The sequence below is a fragment of the Actinoplanes sp. NPDC021490 genome, assembly GCF_055562135.1.
This window is the reverse complement of sequence record NZ_JBVHFW010000002.1, coordinates 1-23341: the sequence shown is the minus strand read 5'-3', so window position 1 is coordinate 23341 and position 23341 is coordinate 1. Positions and strand designations below refer to the sequence as shown.

17 protein-coding genes are annotated in these 23341 nt (G+C 71.4%); 11 read left to right on the top strand and 6 right to left on the bottom strand.

The features are described 5' to 3' along the window. Positions 1-60 precede the first annotated feature (60 nt). Both ACZ3I4_RS04650 and ACZ3I4_RS04645 read left to right on the top strand, forming a co-directional pair. Positions 61-4401 carry an NB-ARC domain-containing protein gene (locus ACZ3I4_RS04650; RefSeq protein WP_465380480.1) on the top strand — a complete coding sequence of 1447 codons (4341 nt, stop codon included), beginning with the start codon at positions 61-63 and terminating at the stop codon, positions 4399-4401. Between the two features lie 10 nt (positions 4402-4411). After that, the gene (locus ACZ3I4_RS04645) at positions 4412-5260 is read left to right on the top strand and encodes an aldo/keto reductase (protein ID WP_465380479.1); all 849 of its coding nucleotides are present in this window, start codon (positions 4412-4414) and stop codon (positions 5258-5260) included. A gap of 6 nt (positions 5261-5266) precedes the next feature. Here the strand turns inward: ACZ3I4_RS04645 and ACZ3I4_RS04640 are convergent, their stop codons facing one another. The 3 genes from ACZ3I4_RS04640 to ACZ3I4_RS04630 form a co-directional block, all read right to left on the bottom strand. Next, the gene (locus ACZ3I4_RS04640; RefSeq protein WP_465380478.1) at positions 5267-5851 is read right to left on the bottom strand and encodes a dihydrofolate reductase family protein; all 585 of its coding nucleotides are present in this window, start codon (positions 5849-5851) and stop codon (positions 5267-5269) included. A gap of 109 nt (positions 5852-5960) precedes the next feature. Then, the gene (locus ACZ3I4_RS04635) at positions 5961-6614 is read right to left on the bottom strand and encodes a response regulator (RefSeq protein ID WP_465380477.1); all 654 of its coding nucleotides are present in this window, start codon (positions 6612-6614) and stop codon (positions 5961-5963) included. Continuing rightward, a complete protein-coding gene (locus ACZ3I4_RS04630; protein WP_465380476.1) occupies positions 6611-7774 on the bottom strand; it encodes a sensor histidine kinase in 1164 nt (387 codons plus the stop codon). The genes ACZ3I4_RS04635 and ACZ3I4_RS04630 overlap by 4 nt, the downstream gene beginning before the upstream one ends. Before the next feature lie 180 nt (positions 7775-7954). On the opposite strand from ACZ3I4_RS04630, the gene ACZ3I4_RS04625 reads away from it, so the two are divergent. The 7 genes from ACZ3I4_RS04625 (at position 7955) to ACZ3I4_RS04595 (ending at position 15596) form a co-directional block, all read left to right on the top strand. Next, positions 7955-8533: a VanZ family protein gene (locus tag ACZ3I4_RS04625; protein ID WP_465380475.1), complete on the top strand. Its 579-nt coding sequence runs from the start codon at positions 7955-7957 to the stop codon at positions 8531-8533. A 95-nt stretch (positions 8534-8628) separates the two neighbouring features. Next, positions 8629-10170: an alpha/beta hydrolase gene (locus ACZ3I4_RS04620; RefSeq protein ID WP_465380474.1), complete on the top strand. Its 1542-nt coding sequence runs from the start codon at positions 8629-8631 to the stop codon at positions 10168-10170. Between the two features lie 507 nt (positions 10171-10677). After that, positions 10678-11655 carry a LacI family DNA-binding transcriptional regulator gene (locus ACZ3I4_RS04615; RefSeq protein ID WP_465380473.1) on the top strand — a complete coding sequence of 326 codons (978 nt, stop codon included), beginning with the start codon at positions 10678-10680 and terminating at the stop codon, positions 11653-11655. A gap of 5 nt (positions 11656-11660) precedes the next feature. Next, entirely contained in the window at positions 11661-12857 is a 1197-nt protein-coding gene (locus ACZ3I4_RS04610; RefSeq protein ID WP_465380472.1) for an extracellular solute-binding protein, read from the top strand. Then, positions 12854-13900, top strand: a complete 1047-nt coding sequence (locus tag ACZ3I4_RS04605) for an ABC transporter ATP-binding protein (RefSeq protein ID WP_465380471.1) — start codon at positions 12854-12856, stop codon at positions 13898-13900. The genes ACZ3I4_RS04610 and ACZ3I4_RS04605 overlap by 4 nt, the downstream gene beginning before the upstream one ends. Beyond that, the gene (locus ACZ3I4_RS04600) at positions 13897-14775 is read left to right on the top strand and encodes an ABC transporter permease (protein WP_465380470.1); all 879 of its coding nucleotides are present in this window, start codon (positions 13897-13899) and stop codon (positions 14773-14775) included. Before ACZ3I4_RS04605 ends, ACZ3I4_RS04600 begins: the two co-directional genes overlap by 4 nt. Further along, positions 14772-15596 (top strand): ABC transporter permease, encoded by an 825-nt coding sequence (locus ACZ3I4_RS04595; protein ID WP_465380469.1) that lies wholly within the window; start codon positions 14772-14774, stop codon positions 15594-15596. Before ACZ3I4_RS04600 ends, ACZ3I4_RS04595 begins: the two co-directional genes overlap by 4 nt. Here ACZ3I4_RS04595 and ACZ3I4_RS04590 read toward each other — a convergent pair. Both ACZ3I4_RS04590 and ACZ3I4_RS04585 read right to left on the bottom strand, forming a co-directional pair. Further along, positions 15577-19269 (bottom strand): P-loop NTPase, encoded by a 3693-nt coding sequence (locus ACZ3I4_RS04590; RefSeq protein ID WP_465380468.1) that lies wholly within the window; start codon positions 19267-19269, stop codon positions 15577-15579. The two genes, ACZ3I4_RS04595 and ACZ3I4_RS04590, sit on opposite strands and share 20 nt — an antisense overlap. 241 nt (positions 19270-19510) lie before the next feature. Then, positions 19511-19927, bottom strand: a complete 417-nt coding sequence (locus tag ACZ3I4_RS04585) for a tautomerase family protein (protein WP_465380467.1) — start codon at positions 19925-19927, stop codon at positions 19511-19513. A gap of 185 nt (positions 19928-20112) precedes the next feature. On the opposite strand from ACZ3I4_RS04585, the gene ACZ3I4_RS04580 reads away from it, so the two are divergent. Both ACZ3I4_RS04580 and ACZ3I4_RS04575 read left to right on the top strand, forming a co-directional pair. Further along, the gene (locus ACZ3I4_RS04580; RefSeq protein ID WP_465380466.1) at positions 20113-21504 is read left to right on the top strand and encodes an OFA family MFS transporter; all 1392 of its coding nucleotides are present in this window, start codon (positions 20113-20115) and stop codon (positions 21502-21504) included. Beyond that, a complete protein-coding gene (locus ACZ3I4_RS04575) occupies positions 21501-21599 on the top strand; it encodes an MFS transporter small subunit (RefSeq protein ID WP_438866415.1) in 99 nt (32 codons plus the stop codon). The genes ACZ3I4_RS04580 and ACZ3I4_RS04575 overlap by 4 nt, the downstream gene beginning before the upstream one ends. A gap of 39 nt (positions 21600-21638) precedes the next feature. Here ACZ3I4_RS04575 and ACZ3I4_RS04570 read toward each other — a convergent pair whose 3' ends face one another. Further along, a complete protein-coding gene (locus ACZ3I4_RS04570) occupies positions 21639-22070 on the bottom strand; it encodes a deaminase (protein WP_465380465.1) in 432 nt (143 codons plus the stop codon). Between the last annotated feature and the right edge of the window lie 1271 nt (positions 22071-23341).

The following is a 23341-nucleotide window of genomic DNA, read 5'->3' as shown; positions in this document are numbered from 1 at the left end:
CCTGCGGCCGGCCGGTTCCACCGCGCGACCGGTCGGCGCCGGCGTCGCTATCCTGTCGCGATGACCGGTTCCGGCGGGGGCGCCGCCACGAACGCCGGCATCGACTTTCAGGCGCGGGTGGGCGCCTTCGTGATGGCCGCGACGCTGGCCGGTCCCGTCGCCGCCGCCCGGCTGCCCTGGCATCCGCACCGCGTCGAGTCGCTCCACTTCGAAACCGGCGGCGCCATCGACGACCTGGTCGTGCGCACGTCCGGTCCGACCGTTCTGATCCAGGCGAAACACTCGCTCAGCTTCTCGGCCCGGCCCGGCAGCGAGTTCGCGAAGGCGATCGGGCAGTTCGCCGAGCGGTGGCGCCAGGCGCCGGAGGCGGACGAGCAATACGTGCTCGCCACCTCGCCCCGGGCCTCGCGGGCCGTGACCGTCACCCTGGCCAAGCTGACCCGGGCCGCCCGCCTCAACCGCTCCGGTCCGGCCGCCAACCCGCTGATGCGGGAGGAGGCCCGGGTCTACGAGGGCCTCACCGGGCTGGCCGGGCCGTCCGCCGACGCCCTTCTGCGGCGGATCCACGTCGTCGTCCTGGATGTGCGGGCCCGCGGCGACCTGGAGCTGGCCGCCGTGGCCGCGCTCGGATCCCGGTACGGCGCTCACGCGCCGCTGGTGTGGCCCGCGCTCGTCACCACGGGCCTCGAGCTCGCGTCGGACCGGCTGTCGATCGACGCGGTGGCCCTGCATGCGCGGTTCGGCCCGCCGCCGCCACCGGAACGCTTCTGGAACGTGCCCCACCTCGACGAGGCGGTCGAGCGGCCCGCCCTCATCGAACGGCTGGCCCGCGAGATGACATCCGTGCGGGCGGTCGCCGCCGTCACGGCCGTGCACGGCACCGGCGGCTTCGGCAAGACCACGCTCGTCCGGCAACTGTGCGACCGGCCCGAGATCCGGCACGAATATCAGGCCGTCCTCTGGGTCACGCTGGGCGAGGCGGCGCACGGCGCGGTGCTGGCCGGGCGCCTCAACGACGTGGTCGAGCACGTGACGGGGGAGCGGCCCGCGCTGACCGACCCGCAGCAGGCCGGCTTCCGGCTCGGGCGGGCGCTGGACACCGCCGTCCGGGGCCGTGTCCTTCTCGTCGTCGACGATGTGTGGAATCCGGCTCAGCTGCGGCCGTTCCTGAGCGGCGGGGCGAACTGCTCGCGGCTGGTCACGACCCGCAGCCTCGACGTGGTGTCGCTCGCGTCCGGGGGACTGCGCGTCGACCGGATGGAGCGGGCCGAGGCCGAGGCCGTGCTCACCGGCAACCTCCCGGAGGTGCCGTCGCCGGGGCTGGCCGAGCTGGGCCGGATCACCGGGCGCTGGCCCGTGCTGCTGAGGATCGTCAACCGGGCTCTCCGCCGGCGGGTCCGGTTCGGGGCGGAGCCGGCCGGCGCGGTGGCGGCGCTGATCGCCCAGCTCGGGGCGCGCGGGCCGGCGGCGCTCGACCTGGCCGCCCCCGCGGCCCGGGACGAGTCGGTCGCGGCCACCGTCGACGCCGGGCTGTCGCTGCTCAGTGCAGGAGCCGCCGGGCGCTATCAGAGCCTGGCCGTCTTCGCCGAGGACGCGGCGATCCCGTTCTCGCTGCTGGAGGCCTACTGGCCGGGGTCCGATGTGGAGAGCGCCTGCCTCGAACTGGCGGAGCTGTCCCTCGTCGGCGATCTGCGCCTGGACACGGGGACGATCCGGGTGCACGACGTCCTCCGCCGGCATCTGCGCGACCGGAACCGGAGGCGGCTGCGGGAGCTGAACGACCGGCTGGTGACGGCGGCCCGGCCGGGTCCGTGGTGGTCTGTCCCACCCGGCGAGCATTACCTGCGCGACAACCTGATGTACCACCTGTGTGCCGCCGGCCGGGCCGTGGAGGGGCTCGGCGTGGTCGTCGATCCGCGATGGGCGCAGACCCGGATCCGGCACGACGGGGTGGCCGCGTACGAGGCCGATCTGGGGTGGTTCGACGATCCGGTCGCGGTGGCGCTGCGCGATGTGGTGCGGCGCAACGGGCATCTGCTCGACCCGCTGGACCCGCCCGGGTCGATCGGCGCTGTTCTGCTCAGCCGGATGCCGGGCGACCTGGCCGGGCCGATCCGGCCGCCGGAGGAGCCGCACCTGCGGGCCCGGACGGTTCTGCCCGACCTGCCCCATCCGGCGCTGCTGCGGGTGCTGCCCGGCCATCCGGGCGGTGTCACGGAGGTCGTCGTGGCCGAAGATGAAAGCTGGATCGCCACGGTGGACGGCTTCGACACGGTGGCCGTGTGGGACGCCCGGGACGGGCAGAGGATGTGGACCGCGGCGGTCGCCGGTCACGGCGGGCCGCCCTTCGACATCGTGCTGAGCTCGGCCGACAGCCGGTGGCTGATTACCACCCAGCCCGGATGGCCGGGCGCGGGCCTGATCCGGATCTGGGACGCTCGGACGGGCGAGCAGGCGCACACCCTGACGACCGGGCCGGTGCCGTCGGTGGGGGAATCGGAGCGGGTGGCCGTGGCGCCGGCCGGCGGTCTCCTGGCCGTCGCTTCGAGCGCCGGGGCGGGCGAGGTCCGGCTGTACGACCTCGAGTCGGGAACGCTGCGGCGAACGCTGGAGACCGGCCGGACCCGGGTGGTGGCGTTCTCGCCGGACGGCCGCCTGCTGGCCACCGGCGACTGGCGGACGAGCGGGGAACCGTGTGAGGCGCACCTCTGGGACGTCGGCTCGGGGCGCCGGCGGCGCAGCTTCGGCGGCCACCTTGACGCCATCCAGGCGGTCGCCTTCTCGGCCGGTTCGGGCCTGCTGGCCGTGGCCGACCAGCACCGGCTGCGCATCTGGCGCCACGAGGACGGCGAGAGCCGGGCCACGTCGACGCTGCCGGCCCGATGGCCCCGGCTCGCCTTCACCGGCGACGACCGGTTGATCGTCTCCGGCGCCTCGGGCCCGGTCGAGGTGCGCGACGCGGGCTCCGGGCGGGTCCGCTTCACCATGGCCGGTCCCGCGGTGGCCGTGCCGCGCCAAGGTGGCTGGATTGCCGTCGCCGACCCGGAACCGGGCGACGCCGCCGGGGTGCACGTCATCGACGTCGAGTCGGGCGACACGATCGACGTGCTGCCGGGGCACAGCGGGGGTGTCCGCGCGATGGCCGCCCCGGCCTCGGGCGCCCGGCTACTGACCGGCGACAGCATCCCCGCGGATCCGGGTGACGGCGATCGGGCCGTACGGGTCTGGTCCGTGCGGTCGGGCCCGCACCGGACGGGGGATTTCCGGCGGGACTGTGCCGCGGTGTCGGCGGACGGCCGGCTCGCGGCGTTCCGGCGGCCCGGCGGCGTGCTGGTTCGGGACGTGCGTTCGGATGAGATCGTCGCCGACCTGCCGATCGAGGGGCGCGCCGGCTCGGCCTGCTTCGCCCCCGACACGTCGTGGCTGGCCGTGACCACGCCGACCGGCCTCAGTGTCCTCGGCCTGGACGGCAAACGAGCCGTCCTCGGCCTGGACGGCGGACGAGCCGGCTTCGGGCTGGACGGCAAACGAGCCGTCCTCGGGCTGGACGGCGGACGAGCCGTCCTCGGCAAGATCGGCCGTGGGCGGCCCACCGTGATCCCGCTTCCGGACAGCGGGACCGTGGCGACCGGATGGGAACCGGCCGGCGCCGGAGACGCGAACACGCAACGCCGCTACCCCGTGCGGGTCTGGGACCTCTCGACCGGGCAGAAACGGTTCGAGCTGGCCCTTCACGACCTCGGCGCCGGGCCGTGCGCCGCCGTGCCCGCCGGCAACCTGCTGGTCACCTCCGACGGGGGACGGGCCCGCGGCCGCGACACACGGGTCCACGTGTGGCGGCTGGCCGACGGGACCCGGCTGCACCGGTGGTCCGGCCTGCGGGAGGGTGTGGGCGCCGTCGCGTACGGGCCGGGTGGTCTGCTGGTCGCGGGCGAGGCGCGGATGGAGAACGACGACGACTGCCGGGCCGTCGTGTTCGACCTGAGCCGGGGCGAGCCGGTGGGCACTCTGGACGGCCATCGGGGAGCCATTCAGGCCCTCGCGATCTCGGCCGACGGCACCTGGCTGGCCAGCGGCGACACCGCGGGAGGTCTGCGGATCTGGGGCCGGGCGGACCTGCGCCTGCGGCACGAGATCCGCGGGCGCCCGGCCTCGGTCACGACGATCGCGGTCTCGCCGGACGGGCGGTGGCTGGCCGTCACCGACGACGGGGGCGGCGCCGGCGCGGTCCGCATTGTCGATCCGTTCAACGGCGAGGTCGTCACGGCCATGCGGGTGGACGGGCCGCTGCGGGGCTGCGCCTGGTTCCCGGACGGCTCGGGGCTGAGCGCCTGGGGACCTCAGGGCTTCTGCACCTTCGACTGGCGGCGTCCGGAGGCCGTTGGCGGTGATCGGGCGTAGCGTCGGCCTCATGGAGACGAGCACGACAGACGCGGGTGCGGCGGGAACGATCGACGTCGGCGGGGACCTCACGGTCAACCGCCTCGGCTACGGCGCGATGCGGATCACCGGGGACGGCATCTGGGGCGACCCGAAGAGCCGCGACGAGGCCAAGGCGGTGGTGCGGCGGGCGGTCGAGCTGGGCGTCAACTTCATCGACACGGCCGACTCGTACGGGCCCGACGTGAGCGAGACGCTGATCGCCGAGGCGCTCTATCCGTACGGGGAAGATCTGGTCATCGCGACCAAGGGCGGGCTGACGCGACCCGGGCCGGGCCAGTGGGTGCCGGTCGGGCGGCCCGAGCATCTGCGGGCCGCGCTCGAGGGCAGCCTGCGACGGCTGAGGCTCGAACAGATCCCGCTCTACCAGTTCCACCGGGTCGACCCCAAGGTGCCGCTCGAGGAGTCGATCGGGGCGATCGCCGAGCTCAAGAACGAGGGCAAGATCCGGCACGTCGGCGTCTCGAACTTCGACGAGCCCCAGCTGCGCGCGGCCCAGCGCATCACGCCGATCGTGTCGATCCAGAACCGCTACAACGTCGACGACCGCAAGTCGGAGTCGCTGGTAGACCTGTGCGAGCAGGAGCGCCTGGTGTTCCTGCCGTGGGCGCCGATCCAGAACTTGGACAGCAACGCGGCGGTGCAGGAGGCGGCCACCAAATACGGCGTGACGCCGCATCAGGTCGTGCTGGCCTGGCTGCTCGCACGTTCCCCGCAGATCCTGCCGATCCCGGGCACCGGCTCGGCCGCGCACCTGGAGGAGAACATCGCGGCCGCCGGCCTCAAACTGACCCCGGCCGAGGTCGCCGCGATCAGCTGAGGACTGTCAGCCGGCCCGGCGGTAGCGGATGTGGGTGGTCAGCGGCGAGTGCAGCACCTCGACCGGTTCGAAGCCGAACGACTCCACCCCGTCGAAGAGGCGCTCGCCCGAACCGAGCAGAACCGGCGCGATGTCGAGGGTGAGCTCGTCGATGACGCCGGCGATCAGCGCCTGCCGGACGGTCGAGGCCCCGCCGGCGATGTCCACGCCCTTGTCCCCGGCGGCCTCGAGCGCTGTGGCGTACGCGGCGTCGAAGCCCCCGGTGACGAAGTGGAAGGTCGTCCCGCCGGCCATCTCGATCGGGTCGTGCGCGTGATGGGTGAGCACGAAGACCGGCGCGTGATACGGCGGCTCGGCGCCCCACCAGCCGGTCCACTCCTCGTCCCAGTCGCCGCGGATCGGCCCGAACATGTTGCGGCCCATCACGTACGCCCCTCGGGGCCGCATGAGCCACTCGGTCGCGACCTTGTCGGCCTCGGTGGCCCGCGGGTCGCCGATGTGCCAGCCGTGCAGCTCGGCGCCGCGCCGGCCCAGCGGGTTGTCGCGGCTCTGGTCGGGCCCGGCCACGAAGCCGTCCAGCGAGATTGACATGTGGCAGGTGGTGTCCGGCACCGCGAACCTCCCGAGTGGTTGCACCTTGCAAGCGGTCACCGCGGACGATAGCAGCCCAGGACCATCGCGCTGCCGGCGGATCGACGTCTCAGGAGAGCAGACCGTGCTCGTGAGCGAACACCGCGATCTGCACCCTGTCCCGCAGTGAGAGCTTGCGCAGGATCGAGCCGACGTGCGTCTTCACGGTCGACTCGCCGGCGAAGATCTCGGCGGCGATCTCCGTGTTCGACAGGCCGCGGGCCACCGCCCGCAGGACGGTGCGTTCCTTGGCGGTCAGTGCGAGGTACGCGTCCGGCGCCGGCGTGCGTTTCGGGAACTGCGCTGTCAGCAGCGCCGAGAGATCGGCGGGGGCGAGTACCGCGTTTCCGGCGTGGACACCGCGGATCGCGTCGGTCAACTGTGCGGGTGTGGTGTCTTTGAGCAGGAAGCCGCTGGCCCCGAGCCGGATCGCGGTGGCGGCCCGGTCGTCCAGGTTGAACGTGGTGAGTACGAGGACCCGGACCGGGCGCGGGCGCGCGGTGGCGTAGATCTGCCGGGTGGCTTCGACGCCGTCCATCCCAGGCATGTGCAGATCCATCAAAACCACGTCCGGCTGCAGTTTTTCGGTCAGGCGCACCGCGTCGGCGCCGGTGCCGGCCGCGCCGACCACATGGATGCCCGGCTGGGCGTTCAGGATGACCGTGACACCGGCGCGGAACAGCTCCTGATCGTCGACGACCAGCACCGTGATGTTGTCGCTCACGAGAGTGGAATCCTCGCCGTCGCGACGTACACGTTCTCGTGCGTGGCGGTGGCCAGGCTGCCGCCGACCGCGGCGAGCCGCTCACGCATGCCGTTCAGTCCCGACCCCCCAGGCCCGCAACCGTCGTCCGGGCCGGCGCCGATCGCGTTACGGACCTCGACCTCCAGGGCGTCGGGCGACCAGGTTCTCCGGACGATCAGCGCCCCTCCTCGGCTGCCGTGCCGGATCGCGTTGGTCAGCATCTCCTGGAGCACCCGATAGACGACGGGACTGCGGCCGGCGTCCAGGGGCCGGGGCGCGCCCTGCTGACTGCACACCACCTCGTGACCGCCGTCCCGCAGGTTGTCGATCAGCCGGTCCAGGTCGTCGGGCGTGTCCCGGGTCGCGGTCAGGACCTGCCGCACGTCCTGCAGCGACGTGCGCGCCGAGGCGGCGATCGTGGCCAGCGCCGACTTGAGGGCGGCGGGGTCCTCGTCCGGCAGGTACCGGCCGCTCTCGGCCTGCGCCAGAATCACCGCCAGGGAATGACCGACGACGTCGTGCACGTCACGGGCCAGCCGGGCCTGCGCTTCCCGGACGCGGGCGGTCTCCTGCGCGCGGTCGCGGTCCTGGGCGACGTGGGTCAGATCGATGCGGGCCCGGGCCGAGGTCCGGAGGGCGAACCCGGCCAGCCAGGGCGTGCCGAGCAACGCCACCAGCACCACAGAGGTGCCGATCCGCCAGCCGACGTCGAGCTGGTCGACGGTGCTGAAGATCAGATCCCAGGAGGCGTACGGAATATTGAGTTCCAGGGCCTGCACGCCGTACAGCGTCACCGCGGCCACCGATCCGGCCGCGATCGACAGCGCGCTCAACCGGAGCACGGCCGGCCCACCCCAGCGGGCCAGCCCGAACGCGACCACCACCATCGCCGCCTGGGTGATCACCACCGGTGTCGCTGTGACCGCCTGACCGATCGGAATCAGCCAGACGAGCAGCAGCGAGGCCCAGGGCCGGTGGCGCACCATCGTTACGGCCACCGCTGTGCCCAGGACGACCAGGGCGACCAGAAGACGCCGGCCCGAGTATTCCAGCCAGTCCTGCGTCGCGAACTCGACCACTCCGGAGGCCAGCACGCCCAGCCCGGCGGCCGCGCAGAACATCGTGCCCCGGTCTCTCACCCGCAACACGTTAGGCCAGGACGTCGGTTGAGGGCACATGTGATCAACGATCACCGAACAGCCGCGCCGCCGCATCCTTCCCGGGTACCGGCACGTTGTCCCGACCGGTACCTGAGTCCCGCGCCTCGGTACCACAGAGGGATGCGAGGTCCCCGGGGTGAGCCGCCAGGATTTACCCCCATGACGGGCATCCTCCTCGAAATCTCACCGGTAGCGGCCGGGGGCACCGTAGCCGTGGCGCTGATGGCCGGGTCGATCCTGCTTCTCTCCAAGCGCGGCGCCTGCACTCCCCGGCGGCTGCTGATCGCCGGGCTGACCAGCTGCTATCTGGCCGGCGTGGCCGCGGTCACCCTGCCGCTGCAGATCCGCACCGGCGACTACAGCAACGTGATCCCCTGGTACCAGAAGGGGAATTTCGTCCCCTTGGCCGGGCTGGACACCAGGACCGTCGTGCTGAACATCGTCATGACGTTCCCCCTGGGTCTGCTGCTCCCGTTCCTCGCCCGTGTGAAAGGCGTCCGGCAGGTCGCGCTGACCGGTCTCGCGCTGAGCGCTGCCATCGAGATGACGCAATTCCTGAGCGACGTCGTCGTGAGCGGCGGGCGGACGGCGGATGTGAACGACCTGCCCGCGAACACGATCGGTGCGGTGCTCGGATACCTCGCCTACCGGTCTCTGACCAGCCTCCCGGTCGTCGCCGACCTCGCCGGCCGCTGGGGAGCCGACGTCCGTCCGGCGGCCGGCACGGCCAGGGCGTGAACGGGCGCCCGAACGGATGACCGATGATCCGGCAGATTAACTGCACCAATCGGGCAGGACCATTGAATAGGGGACGAACGCTAGCGTCGCGGGCCATGAGAAGACTGTTGACCGCGGCCATAACCGGCGGGCTGCTGGCGGGCGGAGGGTGGCTGGCGTCCCCGGCCGCCGGAGCCGCCGACCAGGCGCGAATCGTGTGGGGCGCCTGCACCGATGCCGATCTGAAGGCGGCCGGCGCGCAGTGCGGCCGGCTGAGCGTCCCGCTCGACTACGGCAAACCGGGCGGCAAGAAGATCAGCCTGGCCGTCTCGCGGGTGCGGCACACGACGACCGACGCCAAGTACCAGGGCGTCATGCTGGTCAACCCGGGCGGTCCGGGCGCGCCGGGTCTGGCCCTGGCCACGCTGGGCGCCGCCGTGCCGCAGGACGCCGGGAAGGCGTACGACTGGATCGGGTACGACCCGCGCGGCGCCGGCGCGAGCACGCCCTCGCTCGCGTGCAGCCCGGAGGTCACCGCCTACAACCGGCCGTCCTACGTGCCGGTCACCGCCGCGCTCGAGAAGACGTGGTTGCGCCGCGCCGCCGGCTACGCCCGCAAGTGCGGCCAGGCCGGGGGAGCGCTGCTCGAGCACATCAAGAGCGCCGACAACGTGCGCGACATGGAGAGCATCCGCCGGGCGATGGGCGTCCGGCAGATCAACTTCTACGGCTTCTCGTACGGGACCTACCTCGGCCAGCTGTACGCGACGAAGTACCCGCACGCCGTACGCCGGATGGTCCTCGACGGAGTGATCGACGCGCGGACTGTCTGGTACCCGTCGAACCTGCGGCAGAACGCCGACTTCGACCGCAACGCCGGCCTGTTCTTCGACTGGATCGCCAAGAACGACGGCACCTACCACCTCGGCAACGACGGCGACAAGGTCGCCCGGGCGTATTACGCCCAGCTCGCCAAGCTGCGCAAGGCGCCGGCGGCCGGGGTGATCGGCCCGGACGAGTGGAACGACGTGGTGCTGCTGGCCGGCTACGGGGTGCAGAGCTGGCCGGTCGTCGCCCAGGCCTTCGCCGCGCTGGTCAAGGGTGACCCCGAGCCGGTCAAGACCCTGTACGACGAGAACTACCCGCAGGACGAGGGCAGCGACAACGGGTACGCGATGTATCTGGCCACGATCTGCACCGACGCGCGCTGGCCGCGGGACTGGTCGACGTGGAAGCGTGACGCCTGGAAGCTGCACGCCCGGGCGCCGTTCGAGACGTGGGGCAACACCTGGTACAACGCGCCGTGCCTGTTCTGGCCGGCCCGGCCGGGGCGCCCGGCCGAGGTCGACGGCGACAAGGCCCCGCCGGTGTTGCTGATCAGCGAGACCCTGGACGCGGCCACGCCGTTCAGCGGCGCGCTGGAGACGCGCCGCCGCTTCCCGCGGGCCGCGCTGGTCGAGGGGGCGGGCGGCGTCACGCACGCCTCATCGCTCAACGGCGTGGCCTGCGTCGACAACACCGTGGCGGCCTACCTGGCCGCCGGCGCCCTGCCGAAGCGGCGTCCCGGATCCCGCTCCGACCGGGTGTGCGAGCCGCTTCAGCCCCCGTCCGCGACGGCCACCGCCGGCGGGGCCGGCAAGGCGGCCCGGGCGCGCTAGAAAAAGCTGAGCCGGGCGGCACTCACGCGAGCGCCGCCCGGCCCGGCAGCCGGGCCGCGCCCGCGCGGTGGAGCGCGGGCGCCGCCCGGCGTGGGAGCGGGGCCGCACTCACGCGGTGGAACGCGAGTGCGGCCCGGCCGGTGGCCCGGTCACGAATAGGTGACCGCCGTGGCGGTGAGGCGCCGCCGCCGGCGGGTCAGGGGGATGTCGCGCATCCGGTTCTCGCTTCCTGTGTACCGGGTTCGTGGGGAGCGGACGCCCATGAACGTAAAGCCGAACCGCGCTGTCCTCAAGCCACAGGAATGCGCTTTCCCCGGGGCTTTTGCAAGCGAACAGGCCGCCTGGTCAGCGGACGACCCGAAGTGCGTCCTGCAACACCGCGCCGGAATTGGAGGCATCTGCACGGCGAGCCGGCGGATGAGCACGGATGTAAAGGTTTTCAGCGCCATCCGCAACGATCATCTTCGATGCCTTGACCGGGATGGCGGCCGAACCAAGACTGGCCGCGTGGCGGTGACCATCAAGGACGTGGCGCGGGCGGCCGGAGTCTCGGTCGCCACGGTGACGCGGGCGCTGTCCAGCCCCGACGTGGTCCGGCCGGTGACCCGCGAGCGTGTCCTCGGCGTCGCCCACGACCTCGGCTACCACCCCAACCGGGCCGCCCGCGGCCTGATCACCGGGCGTACCGGAAATCTCGGACTGCTCGTGCCCGACCTGGCCAACCCGTTCTTCCCCGGCATCGTCAAGGGTGTGCAGGGCCGCGCCCACGAGGCCGACCACGCGGTGTTCCTGGCCGACACCGACGAGAACCCGGCGGCCGAGGCCGGGCTCGTGCGCAAGCTGGCCAAGCAGGTCGACGGCGTGGTGCTCTGCTCGCCGCGGATGCCCGAGGCCGACCTGCGCGCGCTGGCCGCCGAGATCCCGATCGCGCTGGTCTACCGCCGCATCCCGGGCACGCCCTCGGTCACCGCGGCGTTCCTCGACGGCATGCGCCAGGCGGTCAGTCACCTGGTCGCCCTCGGTCACAAGCGGATCGCGTACGTGGCCGGCCCGCGCACCTCCTGGGCCAATCGCGAACGGGTGCGGTCGCTGCGCGCGGTCACCCGGGCCGCCGGCGTCGAGCTGGCCGAGATGGGCAGCGTGGCGCCGCAGTTCGAGGGCGGGGTCTCGGCCGCCGACCGGGTGCTCGCGGCGAAGGTGACCGCGGTGATCGCCTACAACGACCTGGTCGCGCTGGGCCTGCTGCACCGCTGCGCGGCCCGGGGCGTACGGGTGCCGGTCGATCTGAGTGTCCTCGGCTTCGACGACATCCCGCTCGGCGCGATGGTCCACCCGGCCCTGACCACCGTCGCGCTGCCCCAGGGCCCGGCCGGCCGGGCCGCCGTCGACCTGCTCCTCAACCACGCCCGGCACCACCGTAAGGAACGGCTCGAACTCCCCACCCAACTGATCGTCCGGGGCTCCACCGGCCCCGCAGAAGGGTAATCGCCATGATCAGAACGCGAATCGCGCTGGCCGCCGTCCTCCTGGTCGCCGCCTGTGGCGCCCCCGACGCCCCCGACGGCGGCGGCTCTGCCGACGGACCCGTTCCCGACAAGCCCGGCGACGCCGTCACGGTCAACATTCTCGACGTGGCCGGCAACCTCCAGCTGACCCAACCCATGATCGACGACTTCGTCGCGAAGAACGGCGACCAGATCCAGAAGGTCACCTACTCCAAGGCCACCGCCCCCGAACTGGTCGGCAAGATCAAGGCCCAGCAGAACGCCGGACGCGTCGACATCGACCTGGTGCTGACCGGCGTCGACGGGCTGGCCGCCGGCATCGACCAGAGCCTGTGGACCCCGCTGCTGCCCGCGTACGCGTCCCGCCTGCCCGGGATGAACGACTACCAGCCGGGCGCCGCGGCCATGCAGAAGCTGGCCGGCGACTTCGGCGTCACGATCACCTACTACCCGTCCGGGCCGCTGATCGAATACCTGCCGGCCAAGGTCGCCTCGCCGCCGAAGAGCGCGGACGAGCTCCTCGCGTACGCGAAAGCCAACCCGGGCGCCGTGCAGTACGCCCGCCCGTCCAACTCGGGTCCCGGCCGCACGTTCCTGATGGGCCTTCCCTATCTGCTCGGCGACTCCGACCCGCAGGACCCAGTCAACGGCTGGTCCAAGACGTGGCAGTACCTGAGCGAGCTCGACAAGTACGTCACCCTCTACCCGTCGAGCACCTCCGAGACGATGAAGAACCTGGCCAACGGCTCCGCGAAGATCATCGCCACCACGACCGGCTGGGACATCAACCCGCGCGTGCTCGGCACCGTGCCCAAGGAGGCCAAGGTCCAGACCCTGCAGGGCTTCCACTGGGTGACCGACGCCCACTACGCCGTCATCCCGCGCGGCGTCCCCACCGGCAAGCAGGCCGCGATCCTCAACCTGCTCAAGGACATGCTGACCCCGCAACAGCAGGCCAAGGCGTACGACCAGGGGTATTTCTATCCGGGCCCGGCGATCAAGGGCGTCACCCTGAGCATGGCGCCCGAGCAGAGCCGGCAGGCCCTGGCCGAATACGGACGGCCCGAGTATGACCAGCTCATCGCCGGCAACCCGATCGAGGTGCCGCTGGACGCCAAGTCGCTGGTGGCCGCGTTCGACCGGTGGGACCGCGAGATCGGCGGCTCGAAGGTGAAGAAGTGAGCGACTTCTCCGAGCTGCGCCTGGACGGCGTGCGGCGGAGCTTCGGCGGCCGTGAGGCGCTGGCCGGGCTCAGCCTGACGATCCGGCGGGGCGAGTTCATCGCCCTGCTGGGCCCGTCCGGCTGCGGCAAGTCGACCGCGCTGAACTGCCTGGCCGGGCTGCTGCCGCTGAGCGAGGGCAGCATCTGGCGGGACGACGCCCGGCTCGACACCGTGCCACCCGAGCGCCGCGGCTTCGGCATGGTCTTCCAGAACTACGCCCTGTTCCCCCACCTTTCCGTACGCCGGAACATCTCCTTCGGCCTGCAGATGCGCCGCCTGCCCCGTGACGAGGTCCGCCGCCGCACCGACGAGGCGATCCGGCTGGTACGGCTCGAGGAGCACGCGGCCAAGCTGCCCGGCCAGCTCTCCGGCGGCCAGCAGCAGCGGGTGGCGATCGCCCGCGCCGTCGTGCTCGAACCGTCGCTGGTGCTGATGGACGAGCCGCTGTCGAACCTGGACGCCAAGCTGCGCCTCGAGATGCGTACGGAGATCCGCCGTTTGCACCAGTCGCTCGGGCTGACCACCGTCTATGTCACGCACGACCAGGAGGAGGCGCTCTCGCTGGCCGACCGCCTGGTGGTGCTGCGCGACGGCCGGGTCGAGCAGATCGGCACCCCGCAGGAGCTGCACAACCGGCCCGCGAACCGGCACGTCGCCGACTTCATGGGCTACCGCAACCTGCTGCCGATGAGGGTGAAGGCGGTGCACGGCGCCACGGTGACGGTCGACGGCGGGGGCCTGACGCTCGACGGCACCGCGGCCGGGAAGGTCGCGCCGGGGGACGACGTGGTGGCCGGGATCCGGCCCGAGGATCTGCGCGCCGGCCCGCACGGGGTGCCGGTCACCGTGGAAGTGGTCGAGTACCAGGGACGGGAGTTCGCGGTCGAGGCCCGTACGGGCGAAGGGGTGGCCCTGCATTTGCGGGCCCTCGAACGCCCCGCACCGGGCGACCGGATCACCGTCACGGCCGCCCCGTCCCGCGTCCTGGTGTTCGCGTCGTGAGCGGCACGGCGCTGCGGCACCGGCTGGCCGAACGTGGCCTCGACCGGCAACTGCTGCTGCTCGTACCGGGGCTGGCCTGTGTTCTGGCCTTGTTCGTCTATCCCTTCGCGTACGGGATCGGGCTGTCCTTCCAACCGGCCGGCGGGGGAGTGTTCGGGGCCTACCGCACGTTCTTCACCGACGCCTACCAGCGCGACACCATCGCCACCACGCTCGGGCTGGCGCTGCCCGCGGCCGTTCTCAACGTGGCCGCGTCGGTGCCCATCGCCTACCGGATGCGCGGCCGGTACCGCGGCAAACGGCTGCTGACCACGATCCTCGTCGTGCCGATCACCCTGGGCACCGTGCTCACCGCCGAGGGTCTGCTCAACTATCTCGGGCCGACCGGCTGGTTCAACCGCGCGCTGATGTCTCTGGGTCTTATCGACGATCCCGTACGCCTGACGAACAACTACTGGGGTGTGTTCTTCTCGCTCGTCATCACCGGGTTCCCGTTCGCGTTCCTGCTGATCCTGTCCTACCTGTCCGGCATCGACCCGACGCTCGAGCGGGCGGCGGCGACCCTGGGCGCGGGCCGGTGGCAGCGCTTCCACCGGATCACGCTGCCGCTGCTCGCCCCCGGGCTGGCCACCACGTTCTGCCTGACCTTCGTGCTGGCGTTCAGCGTCTTCCCGTCGGCCGTGCTGGTCGGCGACCCGGCCGGCTCCACCCGGGTCGTGTCGATCGCCGCCTACCACGCCGCGTACGAGGCCTACGACTATCCGCTGGGCAGCGCGATTGCCGTGGTCATGGGCGTGGTCGAGCTCGTGGTCGTGGCCGTCGTGCTCGGGTTGCGGTCGCTGTTCTACACCGGCTCGACGGGAGGCAAGGGATGAAGCGGCCCACCGTGGGCGCCTGGCTCGTGTGGGGCGCCGTCGCCTTCTTCCTGATCAACCTGGCCGGCGTGATCGGCGCGGTCGTGGTCAACTCGGTCGGCCGCCGCTGGTTCGACTCGTGGCTGCCGCAGGGCTGGACGACCCAGTGGTACGCCTCCGCCTGGACCGAGTTCGGCCTGCTCCAGGTGCTGATCGTGACGCTCGAGGTCGCCCTGCTGGTCGTCGCGATCTCGGTGCTGGTCGGCGTCCCCGCCTCGTACGTGCTGGCCCGCCGCTCCTTCCCCGGCCGCCGCCTGATCTACCTGCTGTTCCTGCTCCCGATCCTGATGCCGCCCATCACGTACGGGATTCCGCTGGCCACGGTCCTCTACAAGTACGGCTTCGCCGGTCACCTGGCCGGCGTCGTGCTGGCCAACCTGGTCCCCTCGATCCCGTTCGTCATCCTGACGATGACCCCGTTCATCGAACAGATCGACCAGTCCGTCGAGCGCGCCGCCCGCATGTGCGGAGCCCGCACCCACCAGATCTTCACCCGCATCCTGGCCCCGCTGCTGGTCCCCGGCATCCTGGCCGCCTCGATCCTGGTGCTGGTCCGCACGGTCGGCATGTTCGAGCTGACCTTCCTGACCGCCGGCCCCGACTCGCAGACCCTGGTGGTGGCCCTCTACTACTCGATGTCGGCCGCCGGCATCCGGGCCCAGCAGTCGGTCGACGCGATGGCCGTCCTCTACACGTCCTCCATGCTGGTCCTGCTGGTCATCGCCCTGCGCTTCGTCAACCCGACCCAGCTGGTGGCCCGCGTCAAGGACGACCCGGACTGAGCCCGATCGCCGCCCGGACCGTGCGGTCGTGCGGGTTCCGCTCCACCCAGTTCCGCAGATCGAGCAGTACCTGGGCGGCGGGAAAGCCCGGAAGGTCCCGGAGCGTGTCCAACTCCGAGGCCAGCGCCGTCCGCACCGCGGAATCGTCCTCGTGGGTCTCCAGCCAGTCCAGGATCTCGGCGGCCAGACCGGGGGCGTTGTCACCGAGGTAGGGGAGCGACTTGACCAGAGCACTTCTCAGCACGGCGTTGCCGGGATCGTCGCGGCACCGCTTCCGCAGCTCGGCCGCCACGATCGGGGCTTCCACCGTTCGCGCCGTTTCGTGCCGGCGGTAGAGAGCCAGGAAGGAGTCCAGCACTTCGCCCTGGCCGGGATGGGCGAGCGCCCAGGACCATGTCCGCATCGCGATGTCCGCGACCGGGACCGACTGTGCGTCCTGCGGCTCTGCGGCCAGCGCGGCCAGGGCGACCGAGGGGCCGCTGCCGTCCGGATCAAGGCGCCGCCACCAATCGAGTTCGGCGAGCGTGCGGCCGACCGGCGACACCTCGCGCACCAGAGCGATGTAGGCGCTCCACATCCCGGCGTTGCGAGGAGACCGGGTCAGCCAGGGACGCACCTCACGCAGGACGTCGTGGACCGGCATACCCAGGTCGCGGTGCCGGGCTCGCACGAGAACGAGGTACGGCACCAGAAGAGCCGCCGGGTCTTCGCTGGAGCCGAGCGCGGTGGCCGCCCCGGCCAGAGCCGAGCTGACCAGTTCGGAGTCGGCGAAGTCCCTGATCAGGTCGAGATGAGCGGCGCGGACGTTCTGGGCCTCGGGATGGTCACCCAGCCAGACAACGGTTTCCCGAGCCACCCGATCGGCGGAGATGCCGGCGGCCCCTCCATGATCGCGGACGAGCTGGAGGAAGACCTCCCGGACGAAGTGGTCGTTCTCGTTCGCCTGCAACCACTCGTACACCTGCCTGAACAGAGAATCCGCCTCGGAGCCGAGCCTGCGCGCGAAGGTCCGGAAGACCGAGATCAGCCTGACCATGACGTTGGGTGACTCGTTCCGGCGCAGCCATGCGGCCGTCTCCTCGACGGCCTGCTCGAGGCGCGCGTGCGCCGGAGATTCCGGCCGTGACACCAACCCGAGAAGAGCGAGCGGCACCTTGTCCGAGGCGCCATCCGTGAGCCGGCCGAAGGTGTCGTCGAGGATGAGGTCGACGTCCCGGCGGTCGATCCGGCCGCGCCGGCTCGCGCACCACTCGAGAAGGGCGACCCGCGGTTGTGATTCGGTGTTCGTCTCGAGCCACGCGAGGATCGAGCTCAGATGGTCCATCACCGTGTCCGGCAACCTCCTGATCACCAGCTCCAGCAGAGGTGCGGGAAGCACCCACGGCAGCGAGCCACCGAGAGCCTGCAGCGAGCGCCGCAGGACCGGATCGCGGAAGTGCCCGGTCTGCGAGAGGGCCAGAGCCTCCTGAGGGGCCAGGGCCAAGTCGGCCGTCCCGAGGCAGGCCACCAGCTCCTCGCGTAACCGGGAAGACCCGGGGTTCAAGGTGCACAGGGCCGACGCGGCGATCCAGCTCTGCCGGTCGCGCCGGCTCATCGCCCGCCGGAGGGCGGGTTCGAACTCCCGCGCCTGCTCCGGCAGCCACCGGAGGTCGTTGACGAGTTCGCACAGCCGGGACACCGGCACCGACTTCTCGGTCCAGGCCTGGGCGATCCGGCCGCGGAACTCATGGTCCCTCGGGTCGAGCGAGGTCCCGCGGAAGGCCAGAATCAGCTGAGCCATCTCGGGCGCCGACTCCGGGACCCCTACGGAGCCGCCGACCACCCACCGGCCGACGTCGAGCCCTTTCCAGGGCCGGCGCGACCAGGCCTCGGCGGCGACGCGCGGGTGCATGGTCGTGATCCGGAGCGGTTGCCCGGCGCGCTCCAGGCGGAAGATCTTCCAGCCGTCGGCATGGACGAGGTCGTCCAGCCCGGCCAGATCGGCGTCGAAAGCGGGGTCCGGCGCGGGCTCGCCGCTCTCCCGGACGGCCGCGCGCAACAGGTGCCCGGAGCAAGCGATGTCGTGCCGATGCAGATACGAAGCGACCATGAAGGCCCGCATCGGCCAGGGCAGAGTGGACGGCGCTCTCGTACGGCCCTGGAGGGGGAGGCCGTCGTTCAGGGTGATCCACAGCCGGTCGATGATCTCCGTGAACGACCGACCGGCGGCGGCTTCCATCGCGAGGACGAGGAGTTCGTCCCCGTCACCGCCCACCGCGTCCGGCGGATGGCCGAAGAGCCGGGCCAGTTCCTGCCGTTCCCGCGCGGTCGGCGGGCTGATGTCGACCGTGGTGAGCGGGACCTGCCGGGCGCCGGCTCCCTCGCGGTGCAGGTCGTAGAGGTAGGTGGGCGACGCGCCGAGGACCGCCGTCCCATGGTGCCCGGGACGGCCGAGGCGCTCCAGCAGGGCGGGCCAGCCGGACTCGACGAAGAACGGGTCGTCCATCACGACGACAACCGGCCGGCCGAGCGTGCTCAGCTCGTCGATGGACCCGGCATACCCGGCGATCTCGTCCGCCGACAGACGGCCCTGGTTGACTCCCAGGTCCACGACGACCACGTCGTCGGACTCGACGAGACGCGCGGCGACCCGGCGGACCATGGTGGTTTTGCCCGAGCCGGGCGCGCCGAGGACGAACAGGGCGGGCAGCCGTCGATCGGTCCCGCGGCGCAGCGGTTCGAGCAGCTCCGTCCGGGCCCGCTCGTAGATCTCGTTCTCCTGGTCGCGCTCGATGTATCCGATCTCGTCGTCGGCCCCGTGCACGACGTCGGACCAGTCCGGCGGCCGGGCCACGTACGGGAGCTTGGGCTTCTGCCGTTCGGTGTGCAGGAAATCGCGGTTGACGACCAGGAACGGCAGGCGGCCGGAAAGGTGCGGCCGGAAGCGGAAGAGGGTGGAGCCGACTTCCGCGCCATCCAGGATCGGCGGAGGTCCGGCGGCGCTGCCGGAGCCGGTGCGCAGGAGCCCGCGCAGCGAGTCCAGAACCGGCCCTTGCTGCTCGTGGCGGATCCGGCCCTCGGCGAGCAGAAGGTCCAGCCCGGCCCGCTCGGCCCGGAAGATCGGGCCAGTGAACGTGGACTCGGCGGTGCGGTTCGGGACGTGGACGAGGTCGAACGCCCGGATGGTCGTCTCCAGCGCGTCGAGCAGGTCGTCCCGGCCGGCACCGGCCGTCCACTTTGCCCGGTCGCTGGTCCGGGCGGGCACGGCGGCCAGCGTCTCCTTCGTCCGTTGCCGAGCCTTGGTCAGTAACCCGGGCAGCGATGCCCCGGCGTCGGAAGTGACCAGCCGGAAGCGGATCCTGTCCCGGACAGCCGCCTCCGCGAAGAGCAGCTTCGGAAGGAAGCCGAGCCACACGTCGGCCAGGACCTCGGGCGTCATGGTCGTGTTCTTGCACTGGGTGAACAGGACGGTGCCGTCGGTCAGACGCTCATCGAGGTCATCGGCCCAGTCGTACCGCAGCACACTCGGCACGTCGGTCCGGTCCGGCACCGGCGCCGGCCGCCCGGTCTCCAGACTGGCCAGCCGGGCGACGGCATACGCCGCCTGATACTCGAATCCGCCCAGGCTGACCCGGCCCGAGGACGTGGCCCGCAACGACCGGATGCGAGTCTCGTCGATCAGGAACGGGTGCATCCCGGCATGGTAAACCGGGCGCCCGGGGCGACAAGGCGTTCGTCCGGCCGTCAAATGCCCCGCAAGATCGACGAGTTTCGATAGGTTCGGGATGACTGCACTGTCCAGAGCCGGGCCGTGAGAGCGGTCCGCCGGCGGAAGGAAGCACACCCCGTCCCGGCCCGTGGTGGCGTCGACCCTGGTCGCGGCGGCCCCGGCCGAGCCGAAGTCGTGGGCCCAGATCAGCCGCACCCACGAGCTGCTACGCGGGCGCTGAGGGCTGCTTCGGCACCGAGTCGGGGCTCAGGAACCCGCCGATCGCGGTCCGCCCGTCCGGCGTACCGATGAACTCGATCTCGCTGGTGGCCCGGACCCGCTCGCCGAGCCGGGCCACCAGAGCCTCCGTCACCCCCGCGGCGAGCCGTCCCAAAATGTCGGCGGCGTCGGGCCGGTCGAACACGCCGGCCTTGATGCCGAACTGGACGCGCGGCGCGGGGGAGGCGGCGGGCCGGCCGCCCACACCCCACCGGCCCGGCGGCACCCCGATCAGCACCACGACGGACAGCTCGCGCGCCCACTCGCCGTAGACGTCGACGATCGCGCCGGTCAGCCCGTCGATGAGCCCGGCCTCCTGTCCCTGGAGGTCGCTCTCGAGGGCGTACACGGTCAGATGCGGCATGCGTTCTCCCCCTAAGTCAGCCGGACGCCCGGGCCCGGTGAGTCTGCTGGCCCGTGATCCCGGCCGCAACGGAGTTCCCGGATGCCGTCCGGAGGCCGAAAGGTACGAGGTTCAAGTTGCCGGGCGCCCCGCCAGGGTTGACGATGAGAGTCGATCTTTCCCGAACGGGTAGGGAGGCGCTCCCTTTGTCTCTTCTGAGCAGGCTCGACCGCGAACACTCCGTGGCGCCGCCCGGCTTCAGCCGCTGGCTGATCCCGCCCGCCGCCCTGTCGGTGCACCTGTGCATCGGCCAGGTCTACGCGACCAGCGTGTACAAAAACTCCTTCGTCGCGCACTTTGAAACGTCCCAAACCGCGATCGGCATCATCTTCAGCATCGCCATCGTCATGCTCGGCCTGTCCGCGGCCGTCGGCGGCACCTGGGTCGAGAAGAACGGCCCGCGCAAGGCCATGTTCGTCTCGGCCAGTTTCTGGGCGGCCGGCTTCCTCGTCGGCGCGCTCGGCATCGCCACCAAGCAGCTGTGGCTGGTCTACCTCGGCTACGGCGTGATCGGCGGCATCGGCCTCGGCATCGGCTACATCTCGCCGGTGTCCACGCTGATCAAATGGTTCCCGGACCGTCCCGGCCTGGCCACCGGCCTGGCCATCATGGGCTTCGGCGGCGGCGCGCTGATCGCCAGCCCCGCCTCGCGGCAGCTGCTGTCGTTCTTCGACGACGGCTACGACCCCAACGTGGCCACCTCGGTCGCCTCCGGCAGCGCCCTCGTGGCGCTGTTCGTCACGCTCGGCATCGCGTACTTCGTCATCATGATGTTCGGCGTGGCCAACATGCGGGTGCCCGCCGACACCTGGAAGCCCGAGGGCTGGGACCCGGCGTCGGTCAAGGAGAAGCCGCTCGTCACCACGGCCAGTGTGTCGGCCGCCAACGCGATCCGTACGAGGTCGTTCTGGCTTCTCTGGATCGTGCTGTTCTGCAACGTGACCGCCGGTATCGGCATCCTCGAGCAGGCCAGCCCGATGATCCAGGACTTCTTCCGCGACAACGGCGTCTCCAGCGTCAGCGTCGCCGCGGCGGGCGGGTTCGTCGGCGTGCTGTCGCTGTTCAACATGGCCGGCCGGTTCGCCTGGTCGTCGACCTCCGACGTGATCGGCCGCAAGCCTATCTACATGGTCTACCTGGGCGTCGGCATGATCCTGTACCTGCTGCTGGCCACCACCGGTGACGTGGCCACGCCGCTGTTCGTGATCCTGGCCGGCGTCATCCTGTCGTTCTACGGCGGCGGCTTCGCGACCGTCCCCGCGTACCTGCGCGACCTCTTCGGCACCTACCAGGTCGGCGCCATCCATGGCCGCCTGCTGACCGCCTGGTCCGCCGCCGGCGTGGCCGGTCCGCTGATCATCAACGGCTTCCTCGACGCGGAGGGCAAACCCGGCACGCTGACCTCCTCGGCCTACCAGCCCGCCCTGTTCACCATGGTGGGCGTGCTGGCCGTCGGCTTCATCGCCAACCTGCTGGTCCGGCCGGTGCCCGAGCGGTACCACGAGCCGGCTTCACTCGAGAAGGAGGCAGCGGTATGAGCGCCCGCCTGGTCGTGTCCTGGTTGCTGGTGGCCGTGCTGCTCGGCTACGGCATCATCCAGACCGTCATCACCGCAGCCAAGCTGTTCGAGTAGCCACGTGACGCGCTGTAGCCGGACTCGTCCCGGGTCCGGCTACAGCAGGTGAGCATTAACCGCCCGGGCCCGCTCCGCATACTGCGGCATCTCCACCACCTCGACCCCCGCCGCCGTCAGCAGAGCCACACCCTCACACGTCACGAACACATCCGGCTCATACCAGGCGATCACCACCCGCGGAATCCCGGCCGCGATGATCAGACGAGCGCATGTGGCCTCCGGCCGGCTGGCCCGCTTGGAACACGGCTCCAGGCTGCTGTAAAGCGTCGCCCCCCTCAGATCCCCCCGGGCCCGCCGCAGAGCCGACTCCTCCGCATGCACCAGCGGATCAACATCCCGCGACCACCCGCACGCGATCTCCACCCCGTCGGCCCCCACGATCACGGCCCCCACCGCAAACGCCGCCGACGACCGCGGCGATTCACGAGCCAGATCCACCGCACGGCTCATCCAGCGGTCGTCATCCATGTTTCTCCAGTTCGGCCCGCATCCCCCGACGACCAAGAACACTAACCCCCACCCGTTCCCGTACGCGGCACCACTCCCACAACCACACCGGCACACTCCCCGGCGCCGCGGACCAGCACCTGCCACTCAAGGCCGTCGCCGCCCGCCGGGACGTTCCCGGTGGCCGGCCACAACGCTTCCACGCCTCCCGTCCGCGACCACCACACTTATCCGGGAGCAGACGTTGGATCTGATCTGGGTATGCGCGGCCATCCTGGCCGCAACAGCGCTCCTCGCCGTCGCACAGATCCGCTCCCAGTCTCGCCAGAACCGGCGTTCACGCCCCGCCGAACCACCCCCGCCCAGCCCCGACAGCGAATACCCCCGCAGCCGGACTCCATGGGCAGATCTCGGATACCCACCCCGCCAGACTCGCCGGACCGATCGTGAGGGGCCCGCGGCTGACCCGGACGCGCAGTCTGGTCGTGACTCGCCGCGGCCGTCTGGTCGTGACTCGTTCCAGCCACCGTCGGCTGAGCCGGATGCGCGGTCGGCTCGTGATCCGCTGCTGCCGCCGGCGGTTGATCCCAGAGCTCGGCCCGGTCGTGACTCGCTCCGGCCACCCGCCGTTGAGCAGGGCGTTCGTTCCGGTCGAGACTCGTTCCGGCCACCGTCGGTTGAGTCGGGTGCGCAGTCGGCTCGTGATCCGCTGCAGCCGCCGGCGGTTGATCCCAGAGCTCGGCCCGGTCGTGACTCGCTCCGGCCTCCCGCGGTTGAGCCGGGCGCTCGTTCCGGCCGTGACTCGTCCCGGCCATCCCACCCACCGGCACACACGTTCGGACAGGGCAACGCGAGAATCGCGGTCGACGGAGCCGGACTCACCGTCGAAGCCCGCGGATACGGTTTCGCAACCGCCTGGCACAAGCGGCACTCCCTGCGATGGCACGAGATCCGCTCGCTGACACTCGAAAGCTCCACCTACGACAGCAACCTGGCCCTGTTCGCCGCCACGGGCAGTGACCACCACCGCCACCTGCTCGACGGCAATGCCCTGAGCCCCACCGAGTGGCGCGCCCTGTCCCGGCAGATCACCACACTCAGCAGAGGCCAGATCTCCCTGAACCTGACCCGGTTGGGCGGCACCGACCCGTACGAGCGCTTCTGACCCGGACTGATCCGCCCAGTGCTCGATTCCGTGGGACTGTGCCACGAACGGTGTTTCTGGCCCGATTCGCCGGATTTCGGTCCGGCGGGATGGGCACTGTGAGTAATGACCGCAGAGATCGTGGACC

Coding starts and splice junctions, on each gene's coding strand:
- ACZ3I4_RS04650 (WP_465380480.1), top strand. CDS start 61: ATGACCGGTTCCGGCGGGGGCGCCGCCACGAACGCCGGCATCGACTTT.
- ACZ3I4_RS04645 (WP_465380479.1), top strand. CDS start 4,412: ATGGAGACGAGCACGACAGACGCGGGTGCGGCGGGAACGATCGACGTC.
- ACZ3I4_RS04640 (WP_465380478.1), bottom strand. CDS start 5,851: ATGTCAATCTCGCTGGACGGCTTCGTGGCCGGGCCCGACCAGAGCCGC.
- ACZ3I4_RS04625 (WP_465380475.1), top strand. CDS start 7,955: ATGACGGGCATCCTCCTCGAAATCTCACCGGTAGCGGCCGGGGGCACC.
- ACZ3I4_RS04620 (WP_465380474.1), top strand. CDS start 8,629: ATGAGAAGACTGTTGACCGCGGCCATAACCGGCGGGCTGCTGGCGGGC.
- ACZ3I4_RS04610 (WP_465380472.1), top strand. CDS start 11,661: ATGATCAGAACGCGAATCGCGCTGGCCGCCGTCCTCCTGGTCGCCGCC.
- ACZ3I4_RS04595 (WP_465380469.1), top strand. CDS start 14,772: ATGAAGCGGCCCACCGTGGGCGCCTGGCTCGTGTGGGGCGCCGTCGCC.
- ACZ3I4_RS04590 (WP_465380468.1), bottom strand. CDS start 19,269: ATGCACCCGTTCCTGATCGACGAGACTCGCATCCGGTCGTTGCGGGCC.
- ACZ3I4_RS04585 (WP_465380467.1), bottom strand. CDS start 19,927: ATGCCGCATCTGACCGTGTACGCCCTCGAGAGCGACCTCCAGGGACAG.
- ACZ3I4_RS04575 (WP_438866415.1), top strand. CDS start 21,501: ATGAGCGCCCGCCTGGTCGTGTCCTGGTTGCTGGTGGCCGTGCTGCTC.
- ACZ3I4_RS04570 (WP_465380465.1), bottom strand. CDS start 22,070: ATGGATGACGACCGCTGGATGAGCCGTGCGGTGGATCTGGCTCGTGAA.